Genomic DNA, 24,625 nt, shown 5'->3' with positions numbered 1-24,625 from the left:
ATCGACCTCCGGAAGGCTACGGAGGGGCCAAAAATGGAGAATTCTGGAGGGTTAAATTAACGAGCATATCCAGCAGCTTAGATCAAATTTTGGGCGGTCTATTGCCGGGCCGGCGATATCCGGTTAAGGGTTTGTTTGGTGCGGCGCCGCAAATTGCGCGCAATTCGGGGGCACTCCCCCGGCCAATCCCTCAAACCTAAAGACGCCATCGCGCTACTCAAACAGTGTGCGCGCGCTTGGCAGGTCTTTGGCACTGACAGGAATGAACCGAGATGAATTTAAGGCAGCTCGACATTTCCAGACGCTCGATTGCGCTCGCGGCGGCCCTCGTCGGTACGGTGTCGCTGGCGATCGGCGCCCACGCTGCCCTCAACATGCGTGCGCTCGACGCCGCCAAGGCCGTTTCGACCGACCAGATCACGGGCTCGGTCGGCCAGACCTCGCGTCTGGCGCTTGTCATCGGCAATGGTCACTATCCCGACGCTAGCGCGCCGCTGGCGCAGTCGATCAATGATGCGCGCGCGCTGTCCTCGACGCTGCGCAAGAACGGTTTTGACGTCGACATGGTGGAAGACGCGAGCAAGGACGACATGGTCCGCGCCGTCAACCGCCTCAAGTCCCGGATCAAGCGCGATACCGTCGTCATGCTGTTCTTCGGCGGCTACGGCGTGCAGGCCGGCCGCGAGAGCTACATGCTGCCGGTCGATGCCGTGATCTGGAAGGAGAGCGACGTCCGCCGCCAGGGCGTTTCGATCGAGGGCGTGCTCGATATGATGAAGCAGCAGGGCGCCAAGGCCAAGCTCGTCGTGGTCGATGCGTCCCGCCGCAATCCGTATGAGCGCCGCTTCCGCTCCTATTCGCACGGTCTCGCGCCGATCGGCACGCCCGACAACGCGCTGATCCTCTCCTCCGCCTCGCCCGGCAAGGTCGTCGACGACGGCAAGGGCGAGCACTCTACGCTGGTCAGCGAGCTGCTCAACAATCTCAATGCGCAGGGTAGCAGCGCCGAAAGCGTCTTCAACAAGACCCGCGTCGCCATCTCCCGCGCTTCCGAAGGCGATCAGGTCCCGACCGTCTCCTCCTCGCTGCTCGAGGACGTGCACTTCGACCAGGCCGGCGGCTAATTTTCTAAGAGCTCGCGAGCTTTTGTAGGTTGGGCAAAGGCGCAACACGTCGTGCCCACCAATCTTTCCGACATTCGCGAGAAAGACGTGGGCACGCTTCCGCCTTCGCTCTTCGAGCTACGGCGGACAAGTCGCTTTGCCCACTCTACGAGATCGTCACCTACTTCGCCGCCTCGCTCGCCATCACCGGTCGCACGGGATCGCCTTCGCGGAGCAGCGCGCCGGCGCGGGCGACGACGATATCGCCTTCGTTGAGGCCGTCGCGGACCTCGATATTGCCGCCCGACATCAATCCGGTCTCGACGCGCTTGGTCTCGACGCGATTGCGGCGGATCACCTGCACCACGGTGCCGGCGGATGAATATTGCACCGAGGTCAGCGGCACCGCGACGTTGCAGCTCTGCCCGGTCTTGATCAGTGCGCGCCCGCTTGCGTTGAGCAGCAGTCGCTTCTGCGACGAGATGCCGATATAGACCATGCCCTGCTGGATGTTCGGCTCGACGGTCGGACCGATGCGGCGCACCTTGCCGTCGATATCGCCGGCGCCGGCAATGCGCACGGTGGTCGGCTGATTGACCGCGAGCTTCCTGACATCGTTGGTCGCGACCAGACCGACGAGATCATATTCGCTGCGCGCCACGATCGTGAACAGCGCCTCGCCCTTGGCCGAGGCGGGCGCGCCGATCTGCGCGGTCGAGGTGGCGATGACGCCGGCCACTGGCGCGGTGACCTGCAGCGTACCGCCTTCGGGCAGCGCCAGCCGCGCCAGCACCTGGCCGGCCGTCGTGGTCTCGCCGGCTTCGGCCAGCACCTCCGTCACTTTCAGCCCCGGACGTTCGGGCCGCACCGAGGTCTCCTCGCGCGCGATGATCGTACCGGTGGCCTCGACGATGTCGGAGAAGCAGGACTTTGCCGCCTTCAGCACCGTGACCGCCGGCCCCTTGGGCGCGTCGTCATCGGCGGCTCCGGCCGGACTTTGGCCGAAAACGAGCACTCCGGCGATGGCTGCGGGAAACAGGCTTCGAACGACATGACGCATCGGAAATTCCACGGGGGCTATGCCTCCAATCGATAGCAGATGGCAGCGGTGCGGACTACGGCAGCGTTGTCCCAAGGCAGGACGCCGCGCCGCCGTGGGCGGGCGCGGCAAGTCCTTGATTAGTCGCAGGAACGGAAATCAGGTTCGCTGCCGGCCGGGCGGCCGGCAGATGTCGAGGGGACCGTGGGTGCGGCGATCACGGTCTTCTCATCTGCTGGAACCGGCTGTATGGAGCTACAGTCTGGAACGCGCGGCATCGCGGCTGTACAGCTCATGGTCGAGGTGGGATGCAAAGGTTCGTTTGCGAGCAGAATATCGTTCATTTTGAGCGGTTGCTCAATGAAGCGACCGAGGCAACGGTTCAGCATACCGTCCGCGCCCTGCTGGCGTCGGCGAAGCGGCAATTGGCACTGCTGAACTCGGCTGCGTCAGGTGCCGATGCGACGCCCTTCGAGCAACGCCGGCGCCAGCAAACCGACGCGGCGACGATCCGGCAGCAATTCCAGCCCGAGTTCGACAGCTCACCGCATCCCTATATGCTGCTGTCGAGGACGTCTCTGCGCAGGTCGCTTCGAGGCCGTAGCAACCCCCTTTAGGCCCGGCGATCGCCGAGCAGCTTGCCGGTAGAACGATCGATCAAATGCAGGCGCGTACAGGCCGGGCAGGAGACCGGCACGTGCGTACGGTCGGCCGGCTCGTCGCCAAGCCGATGCTGCACATTCATGCCGGTCTGGGGGCACTTGAAGACGATATGACGGTCCATTACCGTCATATGACGCCAACACGGACCTTGCGAAATTACGGATGTTTACGTAGGTCCGCCGGCCCCATCCCCCCTTACGGCAGGGTCAAAAACTCCACCCAGTTCGGCTTCTTGCCGGTGGCGTAGGATTTCAGCTTGCTGAGCGCGCCGCTGCTCTGGTCGATGGCATAGACCGTCATGCCGTCGGAGAGCTCGCCCACGGCGGCGAGATAGTGGCCGGTGGGGTCGATGTTGAAGCCGCGCGGCTGTTTCTCGGTCGGCACGCTGCCGATCGTGGTCAGCTTGCCGCTTGATAGATCGACCTTATAGGCGGTGAGGGTGTTGGTGGTGCGCTCGGAGGCGTAGAGGAAGCGGCCGTCCGGGGTGATGTGGATGTCGGCGGCCCAGGGTTTGCCGCTGAAGCCTTCCGGCAGCGCAGTGGTGCGCTGGATCTCGCTCCAGGCCCCGTTCTTGGCTTCATAGCTGTAGGCCGCGACGTCGCCGTTCAGCTCGTGGATGAGATAGACGAACTTGCCGTTGGGGTGGAATACGAAGTGCCGCGGCCCGGATTTCTCCGGCGTCTTGACCGCCGGCGGATCGTTCTGCGTCAGCGTGCCGGCGTTCGCATCGAACGCAAAGCGCAGCACCTGGTCCGAACCGAGATTGGTCGCGAACACGAAGCGGTTGTCAGGCGAGGGCAGGAAGGCATGGGCGTTCAGCCCGGTCGGGATCACCTGCTTTGGCTCGGCGACGACGCCGTTCGCGGCAAGCGGATTCAGCGCGACCTTGTTGCCGCCATAGGAGGCGCTGAACAGCACCTTGCCGCCGCGGTCGGTCGCGATGTTGGCCATGCTGTCGGCGAGCGGCCCGTTGCCGATATGGCTGAGCTGGCCGGTCTTGGGATCGATCGCAAAGCTGACTGCAACGAACGGCTGTGAGCGGACGCCGGCGATCAGCACGCGGTGATCCGGCGTGATCGCGAGCGGGGTCGAGGCGCCGGGCTTTTCGATGCCTGTGAAGGCGGCCGTCTGCACCGGCGTCATCTCGCCGTTCCCGGCGATCTTGAACACGCTGATGGTGTTGGAGTCGGCATTGCCGACATAGGCGAAGGTATCGGCCATGCCGGCACGGACTCCGGAAACGAGGGCAAGAGCGGTGAAAAGCGTGGTGGCGATCGCAGTATGACGTGCGGGGCGTGTCGGTCTGGTCAAGGGCATCCTCCTGCCGGTGTGGCGTTGTCGTTTTGCGGCAGAGGATAGCGGCTTGTGTTCCTTTGCACCAAATTCCAATTGGGATTGATCGATGCTGAAATTGTATCGGTTGCAAAGCTTTTTCAAACGAAGCGGAAGCCGGTTCGCGTCAAGAAAACGCGTCAAAATGACGATCTAGCGCACCGAAGCCGTCAGGTCGCGCGAGGGCAGATGCGGGCTGGCCGGCCGGTCGGGCGGGCCGAGCACGGTCCACACGGCGACCGCTAGGAAGGCCGAGGTCAGGATGGTCCAGGCGACCAGTTGCTTCCGCATCAGGCCAAATCCGTCGGTCGAAGGTTCGATGCGCCCGAAGCGCGCGAGCCATTCTGCGCTGCAAACGGCCACGATCCTATGAACTCGTTCACAGCCGAACAACGTGCGAGCAAAATACGAACCATTGCCGTGTGACCGCATTGTCCCGGCATGCCCCGCGAAAACGACCTCGAAGGCAAACCCGACATGGGCGGCAAGCACGGCGGCCAGTCCGGCCAGCCCAAGCCGCCGCCGCGCCCGCGCCAAGGCGCCGGAGATGAAGACGTCGTGGCAAAGCGCCACACCGGTCAAACCGATCGCAAGGGCTCGCCGACCAACATCAGGAAGCGCTAAGCTTCGCTTGCTCAAGCCGCAGGCCCCGGCCACGGGATCTCCAGGGAACGGCAGCTTCTTCCCGCCGTTGTCCCGGTCTCGCGGGCGAAGGGTGCCACAACGGAGGCTGGCAAAACGGAGGCTGGAAAGTGTTTTGGATTTATTGGGACACCGCCTGGTCGCTCATCATCAGCGGCATCATGTTCGCCACCATCGTCAGCCATCCGGACGCCGAGTTCGTCGAGATCCAGGCCACCAAGCGGACGAAGTGAGCCTCTATCGGACCTGAGATCGCCACCCCCTGACAGGTCTGGATTGAACCTCGCGCGCGCGTGCCGCGGACGCGTTTGGTGAACCAAATCTTAGGGGCACGCCGGTACTATTCTGCATCTTTTTCAGATTCAGAGACCCGGCGCTCCCTATGGCATTGTTCGGCAATCCCTCCATTCGTTCTGTTCTCGGCGCCATCATCGGCGTCCTCGGCCTGTTCCTGGTGGGGCAGCTCTCGACCGGGCTGTTCGCCGCCATCGAGCGCAACAGCGCCGCTCAGAAAGTCGAGCGCTTCGCCAGCACCGACCAGCAGCTGTTCGCGACCCTGCTCGGCTTCCGGCTGGAGCGCGGAACCTTCCTGTCGGCGCTGGTCGCGGAAGCACCGGCCAACGCCAATGCGGACGATCGCGTCGCCACCAACAGGGCATTGTCGGAAGCGGCCTACAAGAACGTGCTGGAGCGCCTCGCCGGCGTGAGCGATTCCCGTCTGGCCGCTGCGACCAGCAAGTTCGTCGCGATCCATGATGCGCTCGTGCCGATGCGGTCGAAGGCTGAAACCCAGATCCATCAGGCCAAGGCGCAGCGAGACGCCAAGGTAGGCGACGAGTTCCGCAAGGCCGCCCAGGATTATCTCGATACGATCCTGGCGCTGACCGGCGAGCTCGAGAACGCGCTCAAGCTGAGCGATCCCGTGGTCGATCATCTGCTTGGGGTGAAGCAATCGGCCTGGGCCGCACGCAATTTCGGCGGGCTGGTCGCGATCCGGCTCGAAGCTGCAGCTGCGGCCGGCAAGCCCTGGAGCGCTGCCGACATGGTCGGCGCTGCCGAGGATACCGGCCGGGCCAAGCAGGCCTGGAGCCAGGTGCTCGAGGTCGCTGGCCGCCCCGACGCGCCCGCAGCCCTCGCCGACGTGATCGTGCGCTCGAAGCAGGGCGACGCCGCCGCCATGACCGAGCGCCAGCAGGGCTTCATCAAAGCGCTGAGCAACAACCAGAGCATCGACATCAAGATCGAGGATCTCTCCAAGCTCAACACCGCGATCCTCAATTACAGCGTCGAGGCCGGCCAGGTCGCGCTCGCCGAAATGGTCTCCCGCGCCGGTCAGCAGATGACGTCGGCGAAATGGAGCCTCGTGTTCAATGGCGCGATGATGCTGGTGGCGCTCGCGATCACCGTGTTCGGCTTCATCCTGGTCCAGAACCGCGTCAGCACGCCGATCCGCAAATTGACGCAGGCGATGCAGAAGCTGGCCGAGCGCGACTATGCGATCGAGCTCGCAGGCATCGAGCGCGGCGACGAGATCGGGGATATGTCGCGTGCCGTGTCGGTGTTCAGGGAGAACATGATCACGGGTGATCGCCTCGGCGAAGAAAAGGCTGCAGAGCAGGCGAAGAAGGAGCGTCGCCAGCTTGCCGTCGACCAGCTGATCGAGCAGTTCGAGAAGACCGTCACGGAATCGCTGCACACGCTGGCCTCGGCCTCCGGCGAGCTCAACGCCACCGCGCAGTCGATGTCGTCGACCGCCGAACAAGGCTCGTCCAAGGCAGCCTCGGTCGCGAGCCTGTCCGGCGATGCATCCTCCAACGTGCAGACGGTTGCAGCTGCCACGGAAGAGCTCTCGGCCTCGATCAGCGAGATCAGCCGCCAGGTCGCGGAATCCTCCAGCATCGCGAGCGCTGCCGCCAGCGAGGCCGATCGCACCAATGGCGAGGTGCAGGCGTTGGCCGATGCTGCCCAGCGCATCGGCGACGTGGTCGCGCTGATCACGGGCATTGCCGAGCAGACTAATCTGCTCGCGCTCAACGCCACCATCGAGGCGGCGCGCGCTGGCGAGGCCGGCCGCGGCTTTGCGGTGGTCGCTTCCGAGGTGAAGAACCTCGCCACGCAGACCGCGAAGGCGACCGAGGAGATCACGGGACAGGTCGCCGCGATCCAGGGCGCGACCCATTCCTCGGTGACCGCGATCCAGTCGATCGGCACCACCATCCAGCGCGTCAACGAGATCGCCGCCGCGATCGCCGCCGCCGTCGAGGAGCAGGGCGCCGCAACGCGCGAGATCGCGCGCAACGTGCAACAGGCCTCGCAAGGCACCAACGAAGTCTCGCGGCACATCTCGGGCGTGTCGCAGGCCGCCGGGCAAACGGGTGCCGCCGCCGGCGAAGTGCTGGATTCCGCCAAGATGCTGGCGCGCCTGTCGGACGATCTCAAGCGCGACGTCGACCGCTTTGTCGGCGATCTCAGGGCGGCGTAGAAAGGTTCGTAGGGTGGGCTAGACGAACGACTGCGCGAAGCGCAGTCGCGCGGCGTAACCCACCTCTTCCGTTCCTGCGGATATGAACAATGGTGGGTTACGCTTTCGGCTAACCCACCCTACAAAGTCAGCGCCATCACTGCATCATCGCGGCTGCGATCTTCTCCGCCGACATCAGCACCGGAAAATTGGTGTTGGCGCATGGCACCACCGGGAAGATCGAGGCGTCGACGACCCGCAGGCCCTGAATGCCTTTGACCCGGCCCTGGGTGTCGACAACCGCCATCGGATCGTCGGCCCGGCCCATCCGGCATGAACAGGAGGCGTGCCACACGCCGATGGTGGCCTTGCGCACGAAGGCTTCCAGCGCCTCGTCGTCGTTGATCACGTCATCGAAGGTAAAGCCTTCGACCACGAAATTGTCGATCAGGTAATGCCGCAGCGCCGCCGGCCCGTCCATCAGGGTCGCGGCGATCTTCGTCAGGATCTTGTTCCTGGTATTGACCACGCCGATCTTGCGCACCTTGTCGGTATAGGCGGCCGGGAACGGCTTGTCCGTCACCCTCCTCACGACGTCGCTCATCTGAATGGCCGCCATCTTGCGGAAGCCGCTCATCAGGCGTTCGAGATCGCGCCGGTCGGACAGCAGATTGAACTCGACGATCGGCTCGGCCGAGGGGTCGCGCGAGGCAAGCTTGACCTGCCCTGTCTCGGAATAGGTCTTGTTGACGAAGGTGAGCAGCGAGCCGATCTGCGCGCCGACCGCGTGCCAGGCCGACTTGGAGAGCACGACGACGAACATGTCGCCCTTCGGCACGCCGGCGAGCCCTGACGAATAACGCAGGCCAAGCTGCATGTGGCGTCGCGTGTGCTCGTTCATGCGCGCGCCGCGGCGGACAAAGGACGACAGTGAGATCGAAGGGTGGTCCATCAGGCGCTGGCCGACGCCCGCCAGCCCCATCAGCACCGGAATGCCCAACTCCTTGAGGTGGCCGACCGGCCCGATGCCGGCGCGCAACAGATGCGCCGGCGAATGGATGGCGCCACTGGAGAGAACGATCTCGCGTCCCCGGAATTCCTGCTCGCTGCCGTCGACGACAGCTTTCACGCCGACGCAGGTCGTGCCTTCAAACAGCAGTTCCTTGACCTGCGTGTTGGTGGAGATCGTCAGATTGGCGCGCTTGCGGGTGTCGCGATCGAGATAGCCCATCGCGGCCGAGACGCGTTGCTCGGCCTGGTTGGAATGCGTCACCGGGAAATATCCGTCGACGAACTCGCCGTTCTGGTCCGGCAGATATTGATGGCCGGCCGCTTGGAAGGCATCGGCGAAGGCCTGCGAGTGCCGGGTCCAGTGCTCCCTGGGAATTCTGCGCACCGGAATGCGGCCGTCCTTGCCGTGATACGGGCCGTCGAAATCGAGGTCACGCTCCACCTTCTTGAAGAACGGCAGCACGTCGGCCCACGCCCAGCCCTCGGCGCCGCGCGCTTCCCATTCGTCGTAATCGGTCGGTGCGCCGCGATTGGCCATCTGGCCGTTGATCGAGGAGCCGCCACCGAGCACGCGCGCCTGCTCGTATTTCCGCAAAGGCGGCCGCGCTTCGTCCGGATTGTTGTGGCTGACGACCTGGGTCGTGACCTTGAGCTCGGTCCAGTGAAAGCGCGGATCGAAATAGGCGGTGCCCGGATAGCTGTCCCTGATTTCGGCCGGCTCGTTGCCGGGTGGCGTATCCTGTCCGGCTTCGCACAGCAGGACCTTGTTGGCGCTCCTGGCGGAGAGCCGGTGGGCCAGCACGGACCCTGCCGAGCCGCCGCCCACGATAATGAAGTCGTACACGATTGGCGTTTCCTCTTGTTCTTGTCAGAGGAGGGTAGCGTGGTTTTAGGCGGAGGTCACGCCACCGGCCATGCAGGCGCAGGGTTGCGTCAAGACGCTATTGCAGAACCTTATTGCAGGACCTTATTGAAGAACCTTGGGCATCACGACGACGACGTCGACCTGCTTGTTCAGCACCCGCGATGCAACGGCAGCGATGAGGGGCGAGTAGCTGTCCTCGATGTCGGACGCGACGTCCTCGTTCCTGGCGAAGGCGTAGAGCATCGTGCCCTCGATTTCGTCGAAGCGAATGCCCGCGAAGACGTGATCGAACGTCTCGGCGCCGACGATGCCAGCCATGAGCGCCTGAATGGCCTGGTCCTGAACGCGTGTGAGCTTCATCATGTCCCTGAGATATGGAAACGCCGCGCGAATACAAGGCTCCGATCGGCTGATTGGAGGCGGCGCACTGCCCGGCATGGGAGAGCTCACTTCACGTCATGCTGCCGGGCATGAAGCAGCGGATCATGGGGCGGCCGTTGACGTAATAGGGCCAAACGATGGTGCGGCCGACGCGGTTCGGCCCGGTGATCACGGTATCGTCAGGCACCTCGATCCAGTCGCCCAGGATCCTGACGCGATAGTGTCCACCTCGCGTCTCCCAATCGACATCATCGAGCGCGGTGCCATCGGCATCGGCGCAGCAGGGGCCACCGCCCTTGCTCTGCAGGCTCTCGAACCAGCCCTTGAGCGGTGAGTTTGCGTAGCGGCCGTCGTCGCGCGCCTGCGCGGTAAAGCCGATCACGGCAGCGGCTGCTATGAGTGGGATCATCCTGAACGTTACGATCGCCATGTCGCCTCGCTCGATGTGCACGCGCGCAACCGATCGCAGGCGACAAGCCGCCTGCGATGCGCGTGATGCAATGTTGGCTGATGCCCGCCGGTTCGGGGTTCCCGGTCGTCTCAGCAGCGCGACAACTGCGAGGTGCGAGGTTTGATCCTATTTTCAGGACAGGGCGCGGTCATGGTCCGAAATGACGGGCGAGGCAGCCGGCCTCAGGCCGCCGCTTCGACGGCATTTGATGCAAATTTGGCATCATGAGGATTTGCGGAGGCGTTTTAGCCCTATCTTATGGGTTGCAGCCGTAGATTGCCGCCGATTTGAATGTCCGGAGTTACCGCAATGGCGTTCGGCAAGCGTCAATCCGGAGTTGGTGCGGCTGCACAAGCTCTCAATGCCGGCACGACTGTCACCTCCAGCCGGGTCGCCAACGAGATGGCTCAGGGAAGCCATCCGTTTCGCTGGTTCATCATGCTCGTGGCCTGCGCCGCGGGGCTTTACCACCTGTTGGTCGGCTATGGTCCGGACCTCTGGCGCGACCATCGGCTTTCCGGGACCTGGCAGCCGGCCTACGATCTGCAAGTCACGGATGGGAAGTGCGAACGAACGAACTTCGTGATCACCTTCTGCAACGCCAAGATCAAATCGGCCGCGAAGCCCGATCAGGCACCGATCCCTCATAGTTTCCTGATGTTCTTTTCGAGCGGCGGCGGCGAAGCGCTGGTGCCGGTGCGCTCGACCAAGGACCGCTCGGCCGTCTCGATCTTCTATGCCGCGGACACCAAGCTCTGGAACCGCACGTTCTCGCTCATTTTCGCGGTGGGCATGATGGCCCTGCTCGATCTCGTTGCGCTGTTCGGTTTCTTGAACGCCGTCAATTCGTGAAGGCGTCCTTCCGTGACACTGCTCAAGACACTGGTCTGGATCGGCGGCATCCTTCTCGCTTGGGGCTATTTCCAATTGCCGTCCGGCTCCGGCGATGTGGCGTCTCGACAGACCCTGTCCATCAACGAGGAGCCGGACCGCATCGTGCTGGGCTGGAGCGGGCCCGTGCAGGAGCCGATGCGCGAGCGCGTCGCCGCCGCGCTCGACCGTTACAAGACGGATTCGCGTCGGCTCGTCCTCGTTCTGAATTCGCCGGGCGGCTCGGTCGAACATGGGCGCACGGTCGTTGCCGCGATCCGCGGGCGCGATCGCGCAATTGACACGCTGGTTCAGAAGGCCGGCGTCTGCGCGTCCATGTGCGTTCCGATTTTTCTCGCAGGCCGCGAGCGCAAGGCCGATCCCGAAGCCTACTTCATGTTTCACCAGGCCAGCCTGGATCGAACTGCAAAGGAAGATCTGAAGCGGCGCGAGCTCAGTGACTCCGAACGAGCTGTTATCTCGCAAGTGGTCAAGATCACGGAGACTGCAGCCACTGACGATCTCTATCAGAACGATTTCGATATCCGCGGCGTCAAGCCGGCCTGGCTTGCCATGATGCGGAAGAGGATCGCCGGCCGCGATGTCTGGATGAGCGGCCAGCAGCTGGTCGACGAGGGCTCCGGCATCGTCGATAGCCTGGTTCGCACGTCGGCCCGCTAGCTCGGGCAGCGCATTCAAGCTGCCGCCGCCTGCTTCGACAGCAATTGCTTCAGCTTGGCCGCCGGCACCGCCGGGCTGAACAGCCAGCCCTGCATCTGGCTGCATCCGAGCTGGCGCAGCACCTCGCGCTGGGCCTCGGTCTCGACGCCCTCCGCCGTCGTCGCCATGTGGCGGGCGGCGGCCATGTGCACCACGGCCTGGACGATCGGCGAGGAATCCGAGGGCTCGCCGATGTCGCTGATGAAGCTGCGGTCGATCTTGATCTTGTCGAAGGGGAAGCGGTGCAGATAGCTCAGCGACGAATAGCCGGTGCCGAAATCGTCGAGCGCGATGCGCACGCCGAGCTCGCGCAGCTGCTGCAGGATGGTCAGCGCCTCCTCGTCGTCGCGGATCAGCACGGTTTCGGTGATCTCCAGCTCGAGCCGCCCCGGTGCCAGGCCCGACTCCGCGAGCGCCGAGGCAACCTTCAACGCCAGCGTCTTGGATCGGAATTGCACCGGCGAGACGTTGACCGCGATGTGGATGTCGCCGGGCCAGGAAGCTGCCTCGTTGCAGGCCTGCTTCAACACCCATTCGCCGATCTCGCCGATCAGGCCGGTGTCTTCCGCGATCGGAATGAAGTCCGCGGGCGAGACCATGCCCCGCTCCGGATGGTGCCACCTGAGCAGCGCCTCGCAGCCGGTGACGATATTGGCGGAGAGATCGACCAGCGGCTGATAGTGCACCTCGAACTCACCGCGGACCAGCGCCTGGCGCAAATCCAGCTCGAGCTGGCGGCGCTGCCGCGCCTTGGCGTCGTAGTCGGGGACGAAGATGCGGAAGGTGCCGCGTCCCTCTGATTTCGCGGCGTACATCGCGAGATCCGCGCGCTTGAGCAGGTCTTCGAGATTGTCGCCATGGTCGGGCGCGATCGCGATGCCGATGCTGGCATCGGTCGAGATCTCCTGGCCCTTGCAGTCCACCGGCATGCGCAGCACATTCAGGATCTGTTCGGCGAGCATCGTCAGCTCAGCCGGGTCGCAGGTGCCGGCCTTGACGATCGCGAACTCGTCCCCGCCCAGTCGGGCCACCATGTCGTTGCCGCTGACGCAGGCGCGCAGGCGGCCGGCGACCTGGCGCAGCAATTCGTCGCCGACCTCGTGCCCCAGCGAATCGTTGACGCCCTTGAATTCGTCGACGTCGATATAGAGGATCGCGAACGGCTTGCCTTGGGCAAGCTCTGCCACGCGCCGTTCCAGATGTCCGCGCATCAGCACGCGGTTGGGCAGGTCGGTCAGCGCGTCGTAATGCGCCATGTGGGCGATGCGCTCGTCGGCGCGGATGCGTTCGGTGACGTCGTCATGGGTGGCGAGCCAGCCGCCGGCCGTGCCGGGATGGTTCTTGATCTCGATCAGGCGTCCGTCGGACGTCTCGACGACATTGCTCTGGGTCTGCCCGGCGCTGTCCAAAATGCCGTCGCAATAGGAATCGACGTCGCCGTCGAACGAGCCTGTATCGGCGCGATGCCGGATCACGTCGCGGAAATAGGCGCCGGGCTTCACCACGTCGGTCGAGAGCCCGTACATGTCGATGTAGCGGCGGTTGCAGACGATGAGCCGCTCGTCCTGGTCGAACATCAGAAGGCCCTGCGTCATCGTGTTCATCGCGGTGTCGAGCCGCTGCTTCTCCAGCGAGACGCGGTACGTGACCTGTCGGAAGATCAGGAACAGCGTGAGCACGAGCAGCCCGATCGACAGCACTGCCACGGTGACGAAGAATTTGGTTTGCGTGCGCCAGGTGGCGAGCGTCGCGTCCAGCGATTTGGTGGCGACCACGACCAGCGGCTCGCCGGTCAGCATGCGCGAGGCGACGAGGCGATCCTTGCCGTCGATCGGGCTTGCGAGCTCGGTCGTGACGAAGCTGCGCTCGAAGATGGCCTTCTGCTCGGGCGAGCCGGTGCGGTAGTTCCGGCCGATCATGTCGTCGGCATGCGGAACACGCGCGAGCAGCTGGCCGTTCTGATGGTGCATCGCGATCGAGGATTCCTCGCCGAGGCCGGTCGAGGCGAAAAAGGATTCGAGCTGCTCCGGGGTAACGGCGCGCGACACCAGGCCGAGGAACTCGCCATGCGGGCCCGACACGCGCCGTGCGAACACGATCGCCGGACCGTTGCCGAACCGGCCGGGCACGACCTCGATCTCTTCCTGCGAAGCCGGATCGTTCTTGAGCCGGCTGAAATAACCGCGATCGGCGATCGAGATGTCGGCAACGGGCCAGCGCCGCGACGAGTTGATCAGCACGCCAGTGGAATCGAACACGTTGGCTCCGGCGACGTCGGACCAGCCGCTGGCCTTGGCGCGCAGCACCTCGTGCATCGCGAGCGTGCCCATCTCGCTGCGGAACACGTCGGCGGAATCGATGCCATGGCCTTCGAGTTCCGCGATGATGCTCTTCTGGAGTACCGCAAAATCCTCGAACTCACGGTCGAAATGCCGTGCGAGCAGGCGGACCGAGCTTTCCAGGCTGTCGCGGCCGCTCTCGATGGCGTTCTGCCGGAAGCGGTCGACGGTAAGTCCGGTGCCGATGGCCATCGCCGCCATCAGCACGAAGCCGCCGGCAATCAGCCACGTCAGCGGCGCGCCCCGCCAACGGCGAAGCAGCGCGCGCAAGCGCGCGGTCCATCGGATTGATGCGCCCATCCCGTCCTCCCTGGGATGCAAGATGCAGCAAAACCGACAAGACCCCGTTACCAGTCAGGGTTAGGGAACTATGAATCGGAATAAAATCAGGGAGTTGGCGCGAGGCCGGAAGGGCGCAGGATGCGATGTGGCTCCGGAGCGGGCTTCACTCCCGCTTCACTTCCCATTTCAACGCCTCGGCATTCTCCTTGGCGAAGATCGCCGGCACGTCGAATTTTCCGGTCTGGAGGTCATAGCGGCATTGCCAGCCGCCCAGTCCCTTCATGAGGGTGTTTTTCGGATGCTTGTCGTATTGGCCGCCGAGCCCGATCACGAGGTAACGGTTGTCAGGCCAGTCCACGCCGAGCCAGCGATAGGCCTCTTCCGTGCCCTTCAAGAGATTGGCCGTGATGTGGAAGTCGAGCTTGGCAAAGTGCTTCGTCTCCGGCCGGCTGTAGAAATAGGCCCAGGCGAGATCGCTCAGCGATTTCTTGGTCGCGCTGACGAAGGCGCCGTTCTCGACATGGTAGAGAAACAGATCCTGTTCGCCCGAGCCGGTCTTCTGCATGCGTACCAGCCATTGAGAGTCGTTGGTGAAGCGGAAGCCGGCGCCGTAGCCCTGCTCAGGCTTCAGCTCGGTCATCCGTTCCCCCTGTCGCGCCCAGACCTGCCATTTGACGCCGAAAAGATCGTCACTGTCCTTCATGTACTGCTCGAGCTTGGTGGCGCCGTCGGGCGAGGTGAAGGCGAGATCGGCATCGTCGGTGAGGACGAAGCCCGGCGGCGGGCCGGAGGCGGCCAGCGCGGGAGACGCCGCGAGCGTGAGGGAAAGCGCCAGCCATGATGCGGCGCGACAAAATGCGGTCACGAGGAAAATCCCTTAAAAATACCGCGAAGCGGCCTCGCTCATTTGACGCGGAGGGAGAGGGGGCGGTTCATCCCATTGAACGTCTTGCTGCCGTGGCCAAAACGGCGCAATTTGCCGGGGTCGATTTGCGATCCAGAGTTTTCGATCAAGGTTTGAGACGATGATCACCGCATCCAAGGCCTTCATTGCATTTTGCCTGCTCGCGGTCGTCGGCACCGTGCTGGTGATCGGCCCGGGTGAGCTCCGCCACATGCTGCCGGGCAGTGCGAGCACCGAGGTTGCGGTCGTCGCCAAGCCTGAAGTGAAGCCTGAAGTGAAGCCTGAAGTGAAGCCTGAAGTGAAGCCTGAAGTGAAGCCTGAAGCCAAACCCGAGAGCAAGCCTGAGGGGAAGACCGAGGCCAAAGCCAAAGTCGAACTCAAAGCGGAATCGAAGACCGAAGAGCCAAGACTCGCCGCGGTCGCACCACCCGCGCCATCCGCTTCGCCCGCACCGGCCGGTGCGCCGAAGGCGGACGCGCTCGCCGAGACCCAGAAGCAGGTCACGGCGCTGGCCGACATCGCGCCGGGCAAGCCGCAGCCTTCAGCTGCAGACGCCGGTCCGCGTTTCGATGTCGCCCGCGTCGACGATCATGGCGAGGCCGCCGTGATCGCGGGTCAGGCCGCGCCCGGGTCGAAGGTCGAGCTGCTGCGCGACGGCCAGCCGATCGACAGCGCAGTGGCGGACGCGTCGGGGCAGTTCGTGATGACCCCGCCAAAGCTTCCCGCCGGCAGCTATGAGCTGGCGCTGCGCGCCAGGGCGCCGGACGGCACCGTGCTGCAATCCAGCCGCACCATGCCGGTGACGATTGCCGAAGCCGCGCCGCCGCCGGCGCGCGTCACTGTCGCAGCGAAACCGGCCGGAACGCCGGACAAATCGGATATCGTCGCATCGCTGCCGTCGCCGCATCTCGCCGCGACGCCGGATCGGTCGGCGGTTCGGCCGCGCATGATGGGTCCGTCCAAGCCCAAGAGCATGGCGAGGGTCCCGGCCGCCACGGTCGCATCGGCCTCGCCCGTGGAGATCCTCAGCACGACGTCGGGAGAGGCCGGCGGCAGCCGGGTCATTTCCCGCGGCGACAGCCTCTGGGCCTTGAGCCGTCTCGCTTACGGCGACGGTGCCCGCTACGCGGTGATCTTCAACGCCAACCGCGAAAAGATCCGCAATCCGAATTTGATCTATCCCGGCCAGACCGTCGTGATGCCGCAAAAGGCGCAGTGAAGTTCGACGCGTCGTTGCCGCGGTCGACATCGGCGGTCATTCCGCGGCGTCGCGAAGCGACGAGCCCCGAATCCATCGTTCCGACATTGCCGCTGCCTGATGGAATCTCGAATGCGCCATTGCGCATCGTGGCTCGCACCAAGGGGCGAGCCCCGTCACGACGGGGCATGGCGAGCGGCAGTCGCATCGTCGCAATTGTGCGACGCTTTGACCGTCTCGTCGCGGAACAATTGGTTCCCCGGCGAGTCTTCTCCGTGTGGCGCGATGCGCCCGTTGCGCTGGAGGAGGGCCAGAAGTGGTCAGCTCGGTGGTCATATCGCGATCACGCTTGAGGCTGGCGCTGGCAGGCGCAATGCTGGTCGCTCTGACAGTGCTCCTGCCGAATACGGCCAAGGCGCAGTTCGGACTGCGCGGCGGGCCGCTTGGTGTTGCGCGCTTCGCCGTCGGTCACGTCATCGGCCTGTCGCGGCTGCGCCACGCCCGCATGGCGATGCGGGGTGGCCGCTATCGTTCCGCTGCGCTGAGGTCGCAGGATCCGCGTGGCGAGCGCGGTCAACCCGCTAATCCCTACGTCCTGCGCGCGGCACTGACGGCGCAGGCTGCGCTGTCGGGCTGGCACGGCGGTCGCCGGCCGCAAGGCTGGTGGCGTCATCCCGACGGCAGCTATGGCTGGATCGGTCCCGTGTTCTGGCCGTTCGCGCATGACGATCTCACCACGGCAGTCATCTTCGGCGATACGACCAGCCTCTCGCTCTATGGCTATGGCGATATCTATGCCGCGATCTTCGCGCCCTATGCGGCGCCGGAGCTTGCCGCCTACACCGCGCCGCAAGGCCGTCGCGCGCGACGAGTCCCATCGGCGGAGATGGTCTGCGACAGCAGCGATACCGGCGGCCTGCCAGTCGACCGCATCGCAGCCACGGTGCAGCCGAACGAGATGCAGCGCACCGCGCTCGACGAGCTCGCGAGTGCCTGGACTTCAGCGCGCGATGCCATTCGTGCCTCGTGTCCGGCGCAGCCCCCGATGACGGCGGCGGAGCGCCTCGGGGTGATGCAGACCCGTCTGGATGCGATGATCAAGGCAAGCAACGCCCTCGCCGCGCCGCTCGCAAAATTCGTCGATCTCCTCGATGACGGCCAGAAAGCAAAGCTCGACTCGCTGGCCCGGGAGCGCCAAGCAGCGCTTGCTTCGGCCCAGCGCAAGGACGCGCCGGCGGCATCCGCCTGCGATCCCAACTACGATCCCCGCTACGATGTGCAGGCCCAGCGCCAGTACGAGCAGCTCGTGCAGCAGCAATGGCCGGCTTCCGACATTGCCGGCACGCTGAAGCTCGACGACACCGGCCGCGCCCGGCTCGACGTGCTCCAGGACACCACGCTGCGCACCATGGACACGCTGAGCCCCTGCCCGATGAAGGCGGAAACGACACCGCAAGCGCGCCTCGCCGCCGTGAAGGCACGCCTGCAGACGATGCAGCAGGTAGTCAGCGGCGTTGCGGATGCGCTCGATGATTTCGAGGCGGATCTGAGCGACGAGCAGAAGGCCGGCTTCGAGGCGATCGGGCCGAAGCGGGGGACGTGAGGGGTAGACCGGTACGTCGCGACCTCTTCTTCTTGATTGTTCCGCCCGGGAGTTGCCACGGCTCGCCATCTGGGGCACTCCTGTACCCGGACATCCCCGGGCCAGGGCTCTATGAACGCAGTTGAGATTGAAGAGGCCATCTCGGCTCTCGCCGAACAGCCGTTTGACGCCGTTGAGTTCCCTTTCGCCTTCCTCCAGGCCTTCGGCAACAAGGAAACCACGCTCAAGCGTTTGCGCAAGGGCGAGACTAACCGCTCCGACCTCGGCGGCGTCCTCCAGACCGGCAACATCCACATCGCGATTGCCGCTCCGGGCGAAGTCACGGCAAAGCTCGCTGCGCTGAAGGCGAGCTCGACAACGTCGCGCGCCAAGGCGAAGTTCGTGCTCGCAACCGACGGCGTGATGTTCGAGGCCGAGGATCTCATTAGCGGCGAGACTGTCGCCTGTCCCTATTCCGAGTTTCCCAATCATTTCGGCTTCTTCCTGCCGCTCGCGGGCATCACCACGGTCAAGCAGATCCGCGAGAACGCCTTCGACATCCGCGCCACCGGCCGGCTCAACCGGCTCTATGTCGAATTGCTGAAGACCAATCCGGAGTGGGGCACCTCCGAGCGTCGCCACGACATGAACCATTTCATGGCGCGGCTGATCTTCTGCTTCTTCGCCGAGAGCACCGACATCTTCAGCGGCAACGACCTGTTCACGGCGACCATCGCGCAGATGAGCGACGCCACCAACGCGCACGAGGTGATCGGTGCCGTATTCCGGGCGATGAATATCGCGATCAAGAATCGGCCCGCAGCGGACCTGCCGCGCTGGGCCGACGCCTTCCCTTACGTCAATGGCGGCCTGTTCTCCGGCAGCCTCGACGTGCCCCGCTTCAGCCGCATCGCGCGCTCTTATCTCCTGCACATCGGCAGCCTCGACTGGCGCCTGATCAACCCGGACATCTTCGGCTCGATGATCCAGGCCGTGGCCGAGGACGAGGAGCGTGGCGCGCTCGGCATGCACTACACCAGCGTGCCGAACATCCTGAAGGTGCTCAACCCGCTGTTCCTCGACGATCTGCGCGAACGCCTCGCAGAGGCCGGCGACAATTCCCGCAAGCTGCTCAACCTGCGCAATCGCATGGCGCGCATCCGGGTGTTCGATCCGGCCTGCGGCTCCGGCAATTTTCTCGTCATCGCGTACAAGCAGATGCGAGCGATCGAGGCCGAGATCAACCAGCGACGTGGCGAGCCGGAACGGCGGACAGAGATTCCGCTGACCAACTTTCGTGGCATCGAGCTGCGGGATTTTCCCGCCGAGATCGCGCGGCTCGCACTGATCATCGCGGAGTATCAATGTGACGTGCTGTATCGAGGCCAAAAGGAGGCGTTGCAGGATTTCCTGCCGCTTGATGCGGAGAACTGGATTACGTGCGGGAATGCGCTTCGTTTAGACTGGCTTGGCATCTGCCCGCCGACAGGAACCGGCGTCAAGCATCATGCTGACGATCTTTTTCATGCTCCGCTCGATCAAGCCCAGATCGATTTTGAAAATGAAGGGGGCGAAACGTATGTCTGCGGAAATCCTCCGTATCTTGGCAGAAAATACCAGAGCGATGAGCAAAAATCAGAGTTGAAAGCTGCATTTTCTGGCCGATGCAGGGATCTTCTTTCGCTCGACTACGTATCGGGGTGGTTCGTTAAGGCTTCCGATTTTATGCAGCAAACGCTTGCTGAAGCAGCTTTTGTGACGACGAATTCGATCTGCCAGGGAATTCAGGTCTCTGCGCTTTGGCCGACGATCATGACGAGCGGAACATCAATTAGCTTCGCCTATGGATCATTCAAATGGTCAAACCTTGCCAGCCACAAAGCAGGTGTAACAGTATCCATTATAGGGCTGACTAATAACAAGTCGCGCGCTAGAATTCTTTTTGCGTTAGGCAACGATGATGCTGTCACCGTTCGGCATGCCGAAAACATAAATGCTTATCTGGTTCCTTCTGAGAATGTTTTTGTTCTCCCGAAGACTAAAGTCCCTGATGGGCGCGGCTCAATGCAATTTGGAAACCATCCATATTATGCAAATGCGCTCATGTTGCGAAGCGCGGAAATGCAAGCTCTCCTTGCGGCCGAGCCGCGTGCCCAATCTTTTGTCCGCCCGCTGTTCGGCTCACAGGAATTCATCGCGGGAAACCCGCGACATTGCATCTGGATTACGCAAGAGAATCGCGCAGAATCCCAGCTATTTGGCAGCGCGTGGAGGCTGTAAGGGAAGCTCGAAGGGAAAAAGTAAAGGACGCTCAGGCTCAAAAGCTGGCTTCTACACCACATCGTTTTCGGGATCAGTATGAAGCCAAGTCTTTGCTCACGATTGTGCCAATAGTGAGCTCGGAAAATCGGGACTACCTGCCAATAGGCATTTCTGAACCGCATGCGATTGTGCACAACAAAGCCTTTGCATTATACGACGCCCCCCTTTGGAATATGGCGATAGTTGCGTCTCGTCTGCATTGGGTGTGGATCGGCACGGTTTGTGTTCGGATGCGAACGGATTTCTCATATTCAAACACCCTCGGCTGGAACACCTTTCCCGTCCCGACGCTCACCGATAAGAACAAGGCCGACCTGACCCGCTGCGCTGATGACATCCTGCTCGCGCGCGAGGCGCATTTCCCCGCGACGATCGCCGAACTCTACGACCCCGAGCAAATGCCGGCCGATCTCCGCGAAGCGCATGAGCGCAACGACGAGACGCTGGAGCGCGTCTATATCGGGCGGCGCTTCCGCAACGACACCGAGCGGCTGGAGAAGCTGTTCGAGCTCTACACCAAGGCGGTCGCCAAGAAGACGAAGGATGTGGCCTGACCGGCTCTGCAATCATCGCGAGAAAGAACTCTGGACGCACACCATTTTGGAACATATGATGAACGGCGGAAATGGGGGCGTCTATGAGAGGGTTCGAATGGGACCCCGAGAAAAACATTGCGAACCAGCGCAAGCACGGGCTGTCCTTTGCGGAAGCCGCGCAAATTTTCGAGGGGCCGGTGCTGACCGGTCCGGACGACAGCACAAGCGAGACTCGCGAAAAGAGCTTTGGCCTGCTCGGCGGTTTGGTCGTGGTCTGCGTCATCCATACCGAGCGCAATGGCAAGATCCGCATCATCAGCGCCCGCAAGGCGACGGCGAGTGAAAGAAAGCATTTCGATGTCTATCTCAAAAAAGCGCTTGGCTGAGCTGGCGGCCCTGCCGGACGAGGCGATCGACACGGCCGACATCGCGGAGGCGGATGAGGCGTTCTTCCGCGCCGCGAAGCTGCGGCCGGCGAAGGCGCCGGCCGGCGTCCCCAGCGTCGCCGTCACCTATGCCAGGACCGGGCAATCCACCCGCGCCAACGCGCTCGGCATGCGGCCGATGCAGGAGCGCGCCTATGAGCGGCGCGGCGAGCAATACCTCCTGATCAAGTCGCCTCCGGCCTCGGGCAAGAGTCGGGCGCTGATGTTCATTGCACTGGACAAGCTCCATAATCAGGACATCAGGCAGGCGATCATCGTCGTGCCGGAGAAGTCGATCGGCGCGAGCTTCCATGACGAGCCTCTGACGAAGTACGGCTTTTGGGCCGACTGGACCGTCGTGCCTAAATGGAATCTCTGCGACGCCCCCGGCGCTGACAATGGCGGCAAGGTCAATTCCGTTGGCGCCTTTCTCGAAAGCGCCGATAAGGTGCTGGTCTGCACCCACGCCACCTTCCGCTTCGCGGTGGACAAGTTCGGCGTTGAGGCGTTCGACGGCCGGCTGATCGCGGTGGACGAATTCCACCACGTCTCGGCCAATCCCGACAACAAGCTCGGCCAGCATCTCGGCGAGTTCATCGCCCGCGACAAGGTCCATATCGTGGCGATGACCGGCTCCTATTTCCGGGGCGACGCAGAAGCTGTGCTGTCGCCGACGGACGAGGCGAAGTTCGAGCCGGTCACCTACACCTATTACGAGCAGCTCAACGGCTACGAATATCTCAAGGAACTGGATATCGGCTATTACTTCTATTCGGGCGCCTATGCCGATGACATCATCAAGGTGCTCGATCCCGACGAGAAGACCATCGTCCACATCCCCAGCGTCAACGCCCGCGAAAGCACAAAAGACAAGATCAAGGAAGTCGAGCACATCATCGAGTCCCTCGGCGAATGGCAGGGGACCGATCCCAAGACCGGCTTCCAGCTCGTGAAGACACCCGCCGGGCGGGTGCTCAGGATCGCCGATCTCGTCGACGACGATGCCGCCAGGCGCGACCGGGTCTCCGCCGCGCTGAAGGATTCTGCGCAGAAGAATAACCGCGACCATGTCGACATCATCATTGCGCTGGGCATGGCCAAGGAAGGCTTCGACTGGGTCTGGTGCGAGCACGCGCTGACCGTGGGCTACCGCTCGAGCCTGACCGAGATCATCCAGATCATCGGCCGCGCCACCCGCGATGCGCCGGGCAAGACCCGCGCCCGCTTCACCAATCTGATCGCCGAGCCCGATGCCTCGCCCGAGAACGTCAATGAGGCCGTGAACGACACGCTGAAGGCCATCGCGGCGAGCCTTCTCATGGAGCAGGTGCTTGCGCCGCGATTCGAGTTCAAGCCGAAGAATTCGGCAATCGGCGCGGTCGAGGGATTCAGCTACGGCGAGGGCGGCTATGACCCCGCCAAATGCAATGTCGGCTTCAATGAAGGCACCGGGCAGTTCCAGATCGAGATCAAGGGACTGGTCACTCCCAAGAGCGAGGAGGCGCAGCGCATCTGCCAACAGGATTTGAATGAGGTGATCGCGGCTTTCGTTCAGGACAAGCCGGCGATCGAACGCGGGCTTTTCGACCCTGAAGTGGTTCCAGCCGAACTGACTCAGCTTCGGCTGGGCAAGATCATCAAGGACAGATATCCCGAGTTGGATGAGGGCGATCAGGAGGCCGTGCGCCAGCACGCAATTGCCGCGCTCAATCTGACCCAGATGGCGAAGAAGGTCGCCCTGGGGGGCGCCGACGGCCCGGGTGAGGCCGGCCCGAATACGGCCTTTATCGATGGTGTCCGCAAATATGCGATGGATGTGCGCGAGTTGGACATCGACCTGATCGACAGCATCAATCCGTTCGGGGAGGCCTACGCCATTCTCGCCAAGACCATGAGCGAAGAAAGCCTGAAGCAGGTTCAGGCCGCGATTTCGGCCAAGCGTGTCAGCATGACCGCCGATGAAGCCCGCGATCTCGCCAAACGCGCCTTGAAGTTCAAGCAGGAGCGCGGCCGGTTGCCCTCGATCACGGCGGCCGACGCCTGGGAGAAGCGCATGGCGGAAGGCGTCGCTTTCCTGGCCCGCATGAAGGCGGAGGCGGCGCGTGGCTGACTTCACCGACGAGGACGACGCGCTGCTCGGAGAGCTGGGCGTCGAGGTCGAGACCAGGAAGCAGGGCGGTCGGACACCGCGGGAAGAGCGGATCATCGCCGGCTTCGAGGATATTCAACGTTTCGTCGATCAGCATGGTCATCCGCCGCAGCACGGCGAAGAGCGGGACATCTTCGAGCGGCTCTATGCGGTGCGGCTCGATCGTCTCCGCGAACTCGACGAATGCCGGACCTTGCTGGCGCCGATCGATCGCCAAGGGTTGCTGGAGCACGTCTCGGCGCCGACGGGTTTCGCAGAGCAGCTCGACGACGATCAACTGCTGTCGCAGCTCGGCGTCGAGGCGGCCGGGCCTGATGACATCACCGAACTCCGGCACATTCGTTCGTCAGCCGAGAAGCGTGCTGCCGAGGAGATCGCCAATCGGCAGAAATGTGAGGATTTCGACACGTTCAAACCTCTGTTCGAGCAGGTCCAGAAGGACCTCAGCCTCGGCTTCCGGCAGACGCGACGTTTCGAGCGCAAGTCCGAGATCGCGCCGGGGCGCTTCTATATTCTGGGCGGACAGAAAGCCTATGTCGCTGCCATGGACGAGCCGTTCAGCAACGAGCATGGCAACATCGACGCCCGCCTGAGGGTGATCTTCGACAACGGCACCGAGAGCAATCTGCTGATGCGCTCGTTGCAGAAGGCGCTGCAACAGGATTCCGCAGGCCGGAGGATCATCGAGCCATCAGCCGGCCCGCTGTTCGCCGACGACAACGAGGAGGGGGACGAGGCAAGCGGCATCGTCTACGTACTCCGGAGCAAATCGGACCATCCGACCGTCGCGGCTCACCGCAATGTCCTGCACAAGATCGGGGTCACGGGCGGCGACGTGAAGCAGCGCATCGCCAATGCAAAGCTCGATCCGACCTTCCTCATGGCAGACGTCGAGATCGTCGCGACCTACGAGCTCTACAACGTCAACCGCACCAAGCTGGAAAATCTCATTCATCGCGTTTTTGGCGCGGCACAGCTCGACATCGAGATTCCCGATCGCTTCGGTAATCCCGTCGTGCCGCGCGAGTGGTTCTTGGCGCCGCGTTTCGTCATCGATGAAGCCGTCGACCGCATCAGGGACGGGACGATCACAAGTTATACCTACGACCCGGCGAAAGCAGCGCTGGTGCGCGTCGACGGCAGCAAGCTACCGCGCGGGGCGCAAGCCTAATGGACACCACGCTGAAGGTTTTCAAATGGGACGATGACTTGGCAGTCGAGCTTCCGAAAGAGCTGGTAGACCAGCTCGCTCTCAAAGAAGGTGACGAACTCGACATCTCGGCCGCTCCTGCGGTTGGAGCCGAGGTTGGAACCAAGGAAACGCCCGACACTTGGACAAAATGAGCTAGG

Annotated in this window: 22 protein-coding genes and 1 pseudogene; 14 read left to right on the top strand and 9 right to left on the bottom strand. The window is 63.4% G+C overall.

Annotated elements, in window-relative coordinates:
• Positions 1-272 precede the first annotated feature (272 nt).
• Positions 273-1,124 (top strand): caspase family protein, encoded by an 852-nt coding sequence (locus JQ587_RS33555; protein WP_212428193.1) that lies wholly within the window; start codon positions 273-275, stop codon positions 1,122-1,124.
• Positions 1,125-1,284: 160 nt separating this feature from the next.
• Here JQ587_RS33555 and JQ587_RS33550 read toward each other — a convergent pair whose 3' ends face one another.
• Entirely contained in the window at positions 1,285-2,163 is an 879-nt protein-coding gene (locus tag JQ587_RS33550) for an efflux RND transporter periplasmic adaptor subunit (protein WP_212303668.1), read from the bottom strand.
• Positions 2,164-2,450: 287 nt separating this feature from the next.
• Here JQ587_RS33550 and JQ587_RS33545 point away from each other — a divergent pair, with 287 nt between their 5' ends.
• A complete protein-coding gene (locus JQ587_RS33545) occupies positions 2,451-2,759 on the top strand; it encodes a hypothetical protein (RefSeq protein ID WP_212428192.1) in 309 nt (102 codons plus the stop codon).
• On the opposite strand, the gene JQ587_RS33540 is transcribed toward JQ587_RS33545, so the two are convergent.
• The 3 genes from JQ587_RS33540 to JQ587_RS33530 form a co-directional block, all read right to left on the bottom strand.
• Positions 2,756-2,926 carry a hypothetical protein gene (locus JQ587_RS33540; protein ID WP_212303666.1) on the bottom strand — a complete coding sequence of 57 codons (171 nt, stop codon included), beginning with the start codon at positions 2,924-2,926 and terminating at the stop codon, positions 2,756-2,758. The genes JQ587_RS33545 and JQ587_RS33540 overlap by 4 nt on opposite strands.
• Positions 2,927-3,000: 74 nt before the next feature.
• Entirely contained in the window at positions 3,001-4,116 is a 1,116-nt protein-coding gene (locus JQ587_RS33535) for a lactonase family protein (RefSeq protein WP_433995314.1), read from the bottom strand.
• A 174-nt stretch (positions 4,117-4,290) separates the two neighbouring features.
• Complete coding sequence (locus JQ587_RS33530) at positions 4,291-4,428, bottom strand: hypothetical protein (RefSeq protein ID WP_212303664.1); 138 nt, start codon at positions 4,426-4,428, stop codon at positions 4,291-4,293.
• Positions 4,429-4,578: 150 nt separating this feature from the next.
• On the opposite strand from JQ587_RS33530, the gene JQ587_RS33525 reads away from it, so the two are divergent.
• From JQ587_RS33525 to JQ587_RS33520, 3 genes are all read left to right on the top strand, one after another.
• On the top strand, positions 4,579-4,761 hold the full coding sequence (locus tag JQ587_RS33525) for a hypothetical protein (RefSeq protein WP_212303663.1): 183 nt from the start codon (positions 4,579-4,581) through the stop codon (positions 4,759-4,761).
• A 128-nt stretch (positions 4,762-4,889) separates the two neighbouring features.
• Positions 4,890-5,012: a hypothetical protein gene (locus JQ587_RS36990; RefSeq protein ID WP_349629550.1), complete on the top strand. Its 123-nt coding sequence runs from the start codon at positions 4,890-4,892 to the stop codon at positions 5,010-5,012.
• A 149-nt stretch (positions 5,013-5,161) separates the two neighbouring features.
• Positions 5,162-7,261 (top strand): methyl-accepting chemotaxis protein, encoded by a 2,100-nt coding sequence (locus tag JQ587_RS33520; RefSeq protein ID WP_212428190.1) that lies wholly within the window; start codon positions 5,162-5,164, stop codon positions 7,259-7,261.
• A 136-nt stretch (positions 7,262-7,397) separates the two neighbouring features.
• On the opposite strand, the gene JQ587_RS33515 is transcribed toward JQ587_RS33520, so the two are convergent.
• The 3 genes from JQ587_RS33515 to JQ587_RS33505 form a co-directional block, all read right to left on the bottom strand.
• Positions 7,398-9,095, bottom strand: coding sequence for a GMC family oxidoreductase (locus tag JQ587_RS33515; protein ID WP_212428189.1), 1,698 nt, complete (start codon positions 9,093-9,095; stop codon positions 7,398-7,400).
• A 123-nt stretch (positions 9,096-9,218) separates the two neighbouring features.
• The gene (locus JQ587_RS33510) at positions 9,219-9,479 is read right to left on the bottom strand and encodes a hypothetical protein (RefSeq protein WP_212303660.1); all 261 of its coding nucleotides are present in this window, start codon (positions 9,477-9,479) and stop codon (positions 9,219-9,221) included.
• A gap of 88 nt (positions 9,480-9,567) precedes the next feature.
• A complete protein-coding gene (locus tag JQ587_RS33505; protein WP_212428188.1) occupies positions 9,568-9,927 on the bottom strand; it encodes a hypothetical protein in 360 nt (119 codons plus the stop codon).
• Between the two features lie 330 nt (positions 9,928-10,257).
• Here JQ587_RS33505 and JQ587_RS33500 point away from each other — a divergent pair, with 330 nt between their 5' ends.
• Together JQ587_RS33500 and JQ587_RS33495 are read left to right on the top strand one after the other, a co-directional pair.
• Positions 10,258-10,800 (top strand): hypothetical protein, encoded by a 543-nt coding sequence (locus JQ587_RS33500; RefSeq protein ID WP_212428187.1) that lies wholly within the window; start codon positions 10,258-10,260, stop codon positions 10,798-10,800.
• Positions 10,801-10,812: 12 nt separating this feature from the next.
• A complete protein-coding gene (locus JQ587_RS33495) occupies positions 10,813-11,499 on the top strand; it encodes an ATP-dependent Clp protease proteolytic subunit (RefSeq protein WP_212303657.1) in 687 nt (228 codons plus the stop codon).
• 14 nt (positions 11,500-11,513) lie between these two features.
• Here the strand turns inward: JQ587_RS33495 and JQ587_RS33490 are convergent, their stop codons facing one another.
• Together JQ587_RS33490 and JQ587_RS33485 are read right to left on the bottom strand one after the other, a co-directional pair.
• The gene (locus tag JQ587_RS33490; RefSeq protein ID WP_212428186.1) at positions 11,514-14,177 is read right to left on the bottom strand and encodes a bifunctional diguanylate cyclase/phosphodiesterase; all 2,664 of its coding nucleotides are present in this window, start codon (positions 14,175-14,177) and stop codon (positions 11,514-11,516) included.
• Positions 14,178-14,322: 145 nt separating this feature from the next.
• The gene (locus JQ587_RS33485) at positions 14,323-15,024 is read right to left on the bottom strand and encodes a hypothetical protein (RefSeq protein ID WP_212428185.1); all 702 of its coding nucleotides are present in this window, start codon (positions 15,022-15,024) and stop codon (positions 14,323-14,325) included.
• 160 nt (positions 15,025-15,184) lie between these two features.
• Between JQ587_RS33485 and JQ587_RS33480 the strand changes: the two genes are divergently transcribed.
• The 7 genes and pseudogenes from JQ587_RS33480 (at position 15,185) to JQ587_RS33450 (ending at position 24,619) form a co-directional block, all read left to right on the top strand.
• On the top strand, positions 15,185-16,282 hold the full coding sequence (locus JQ587_RS33480; RefSeq protein ID WP_212428184.1) for a LysM peptidoglycan-binding domain-containing protein: 1,098 nt from the start codon (positions 15,185-15,187) through the stop codon (positions 16,280-16,282).
• A 352-nt stretch (positions 16,283-16,634) separates the two neighbouring features.
• The gene (locus JQ587_RS33475) at positions 16,635-17,864 is read left to right on the top strand and encodes a Spy/CpxP family protein refolding chaperone (RefSeq protein WP_212428183.1); all 1,230 of its coding nucleotides are present in this window, start codon (positions 16,635-16,637) and stop codon (positions 17,862-17,864) included.
• 111 nt (positions 17,865-17,975) lie between these two features.
• A pseudogene (locus tag JQ587_RS33470) lies at positions 17,976-20,719 on the top strand (class I SAM-dependent DNA methyltransferase).
• An 83-nt stretch (positions 20,720-20,802) separates the two neighbouring features.
• Complete coding sequence (locus JQ587_RS33465; protein ID WP_212428182.1) at positions 20,803-21,087, top strand: BrnT family toxin; 285 nt, start codon at positions 20,803-20,805, stop codon at positions 21,085-21,087.
• The gene (locus JQ587_RS33460) at positions 21,059-23,236 is read left to right on the top strand and encodes a DEAD/DEAH box helicase (protein ID WP_249154648.1); all 2,178 of its coding nucleotides are present in this window, start codon (positions 21,059-21,061) and stop codon (positions 23,234-23,236) included. Before JQ587_RS33465 ends, JQ587_RS33460 begins: the two co-directional genes overlap by 29 nt.
• Complete coding sequence (locus JQ587_RS33455; RefSeq protein WP_212428181.1) at positions 23,229-24,446, top strand: GIY-YIG nuclease family protein; 1,218 nt, start codon at positions 23,229-23,231, stop codon at positions 24,444-24,446. The genes JQ587_RS33460 and JQ587_RS33455 overlap by 8 nt, the downstream gene beginning before the upstream one ends.
• Positions 24,446-24,619, top strand: coding sequence for an AbrB/MazE/SpoVT family DNA-binding domain-containing protein (locus JQ587_RS33450; RefSeq protein WP_249154647.1), 174 nt, complete (start codon positions 24,446-24,448; stop codon positions 24,617-24,619). The genes JQ587_RS33455 and JQ587_RS33450 overlap by 1 nt, the downstream gene beginning before the upstream one ends.
• Positions 24,620-24,625: the final 6 nt, after the last annotated feature.

This window comes from Bradyrhizobium manausense (assembly GCF_018130615.1).
In the GTDB taxonomy this organism is placed as follows: Bacteria; Pseudomonadota; Alphaproteobacteria; order Rhizobiales; family Xanthobacteraceae; genus Bradyrhizobium; species Bradyrhizobium manausense_A.
The sequence above is the reverse complement of the archived record's forward strand: the minus strand, read 5'-3'. Positions and strand labels throughout refer to the sequence as shown.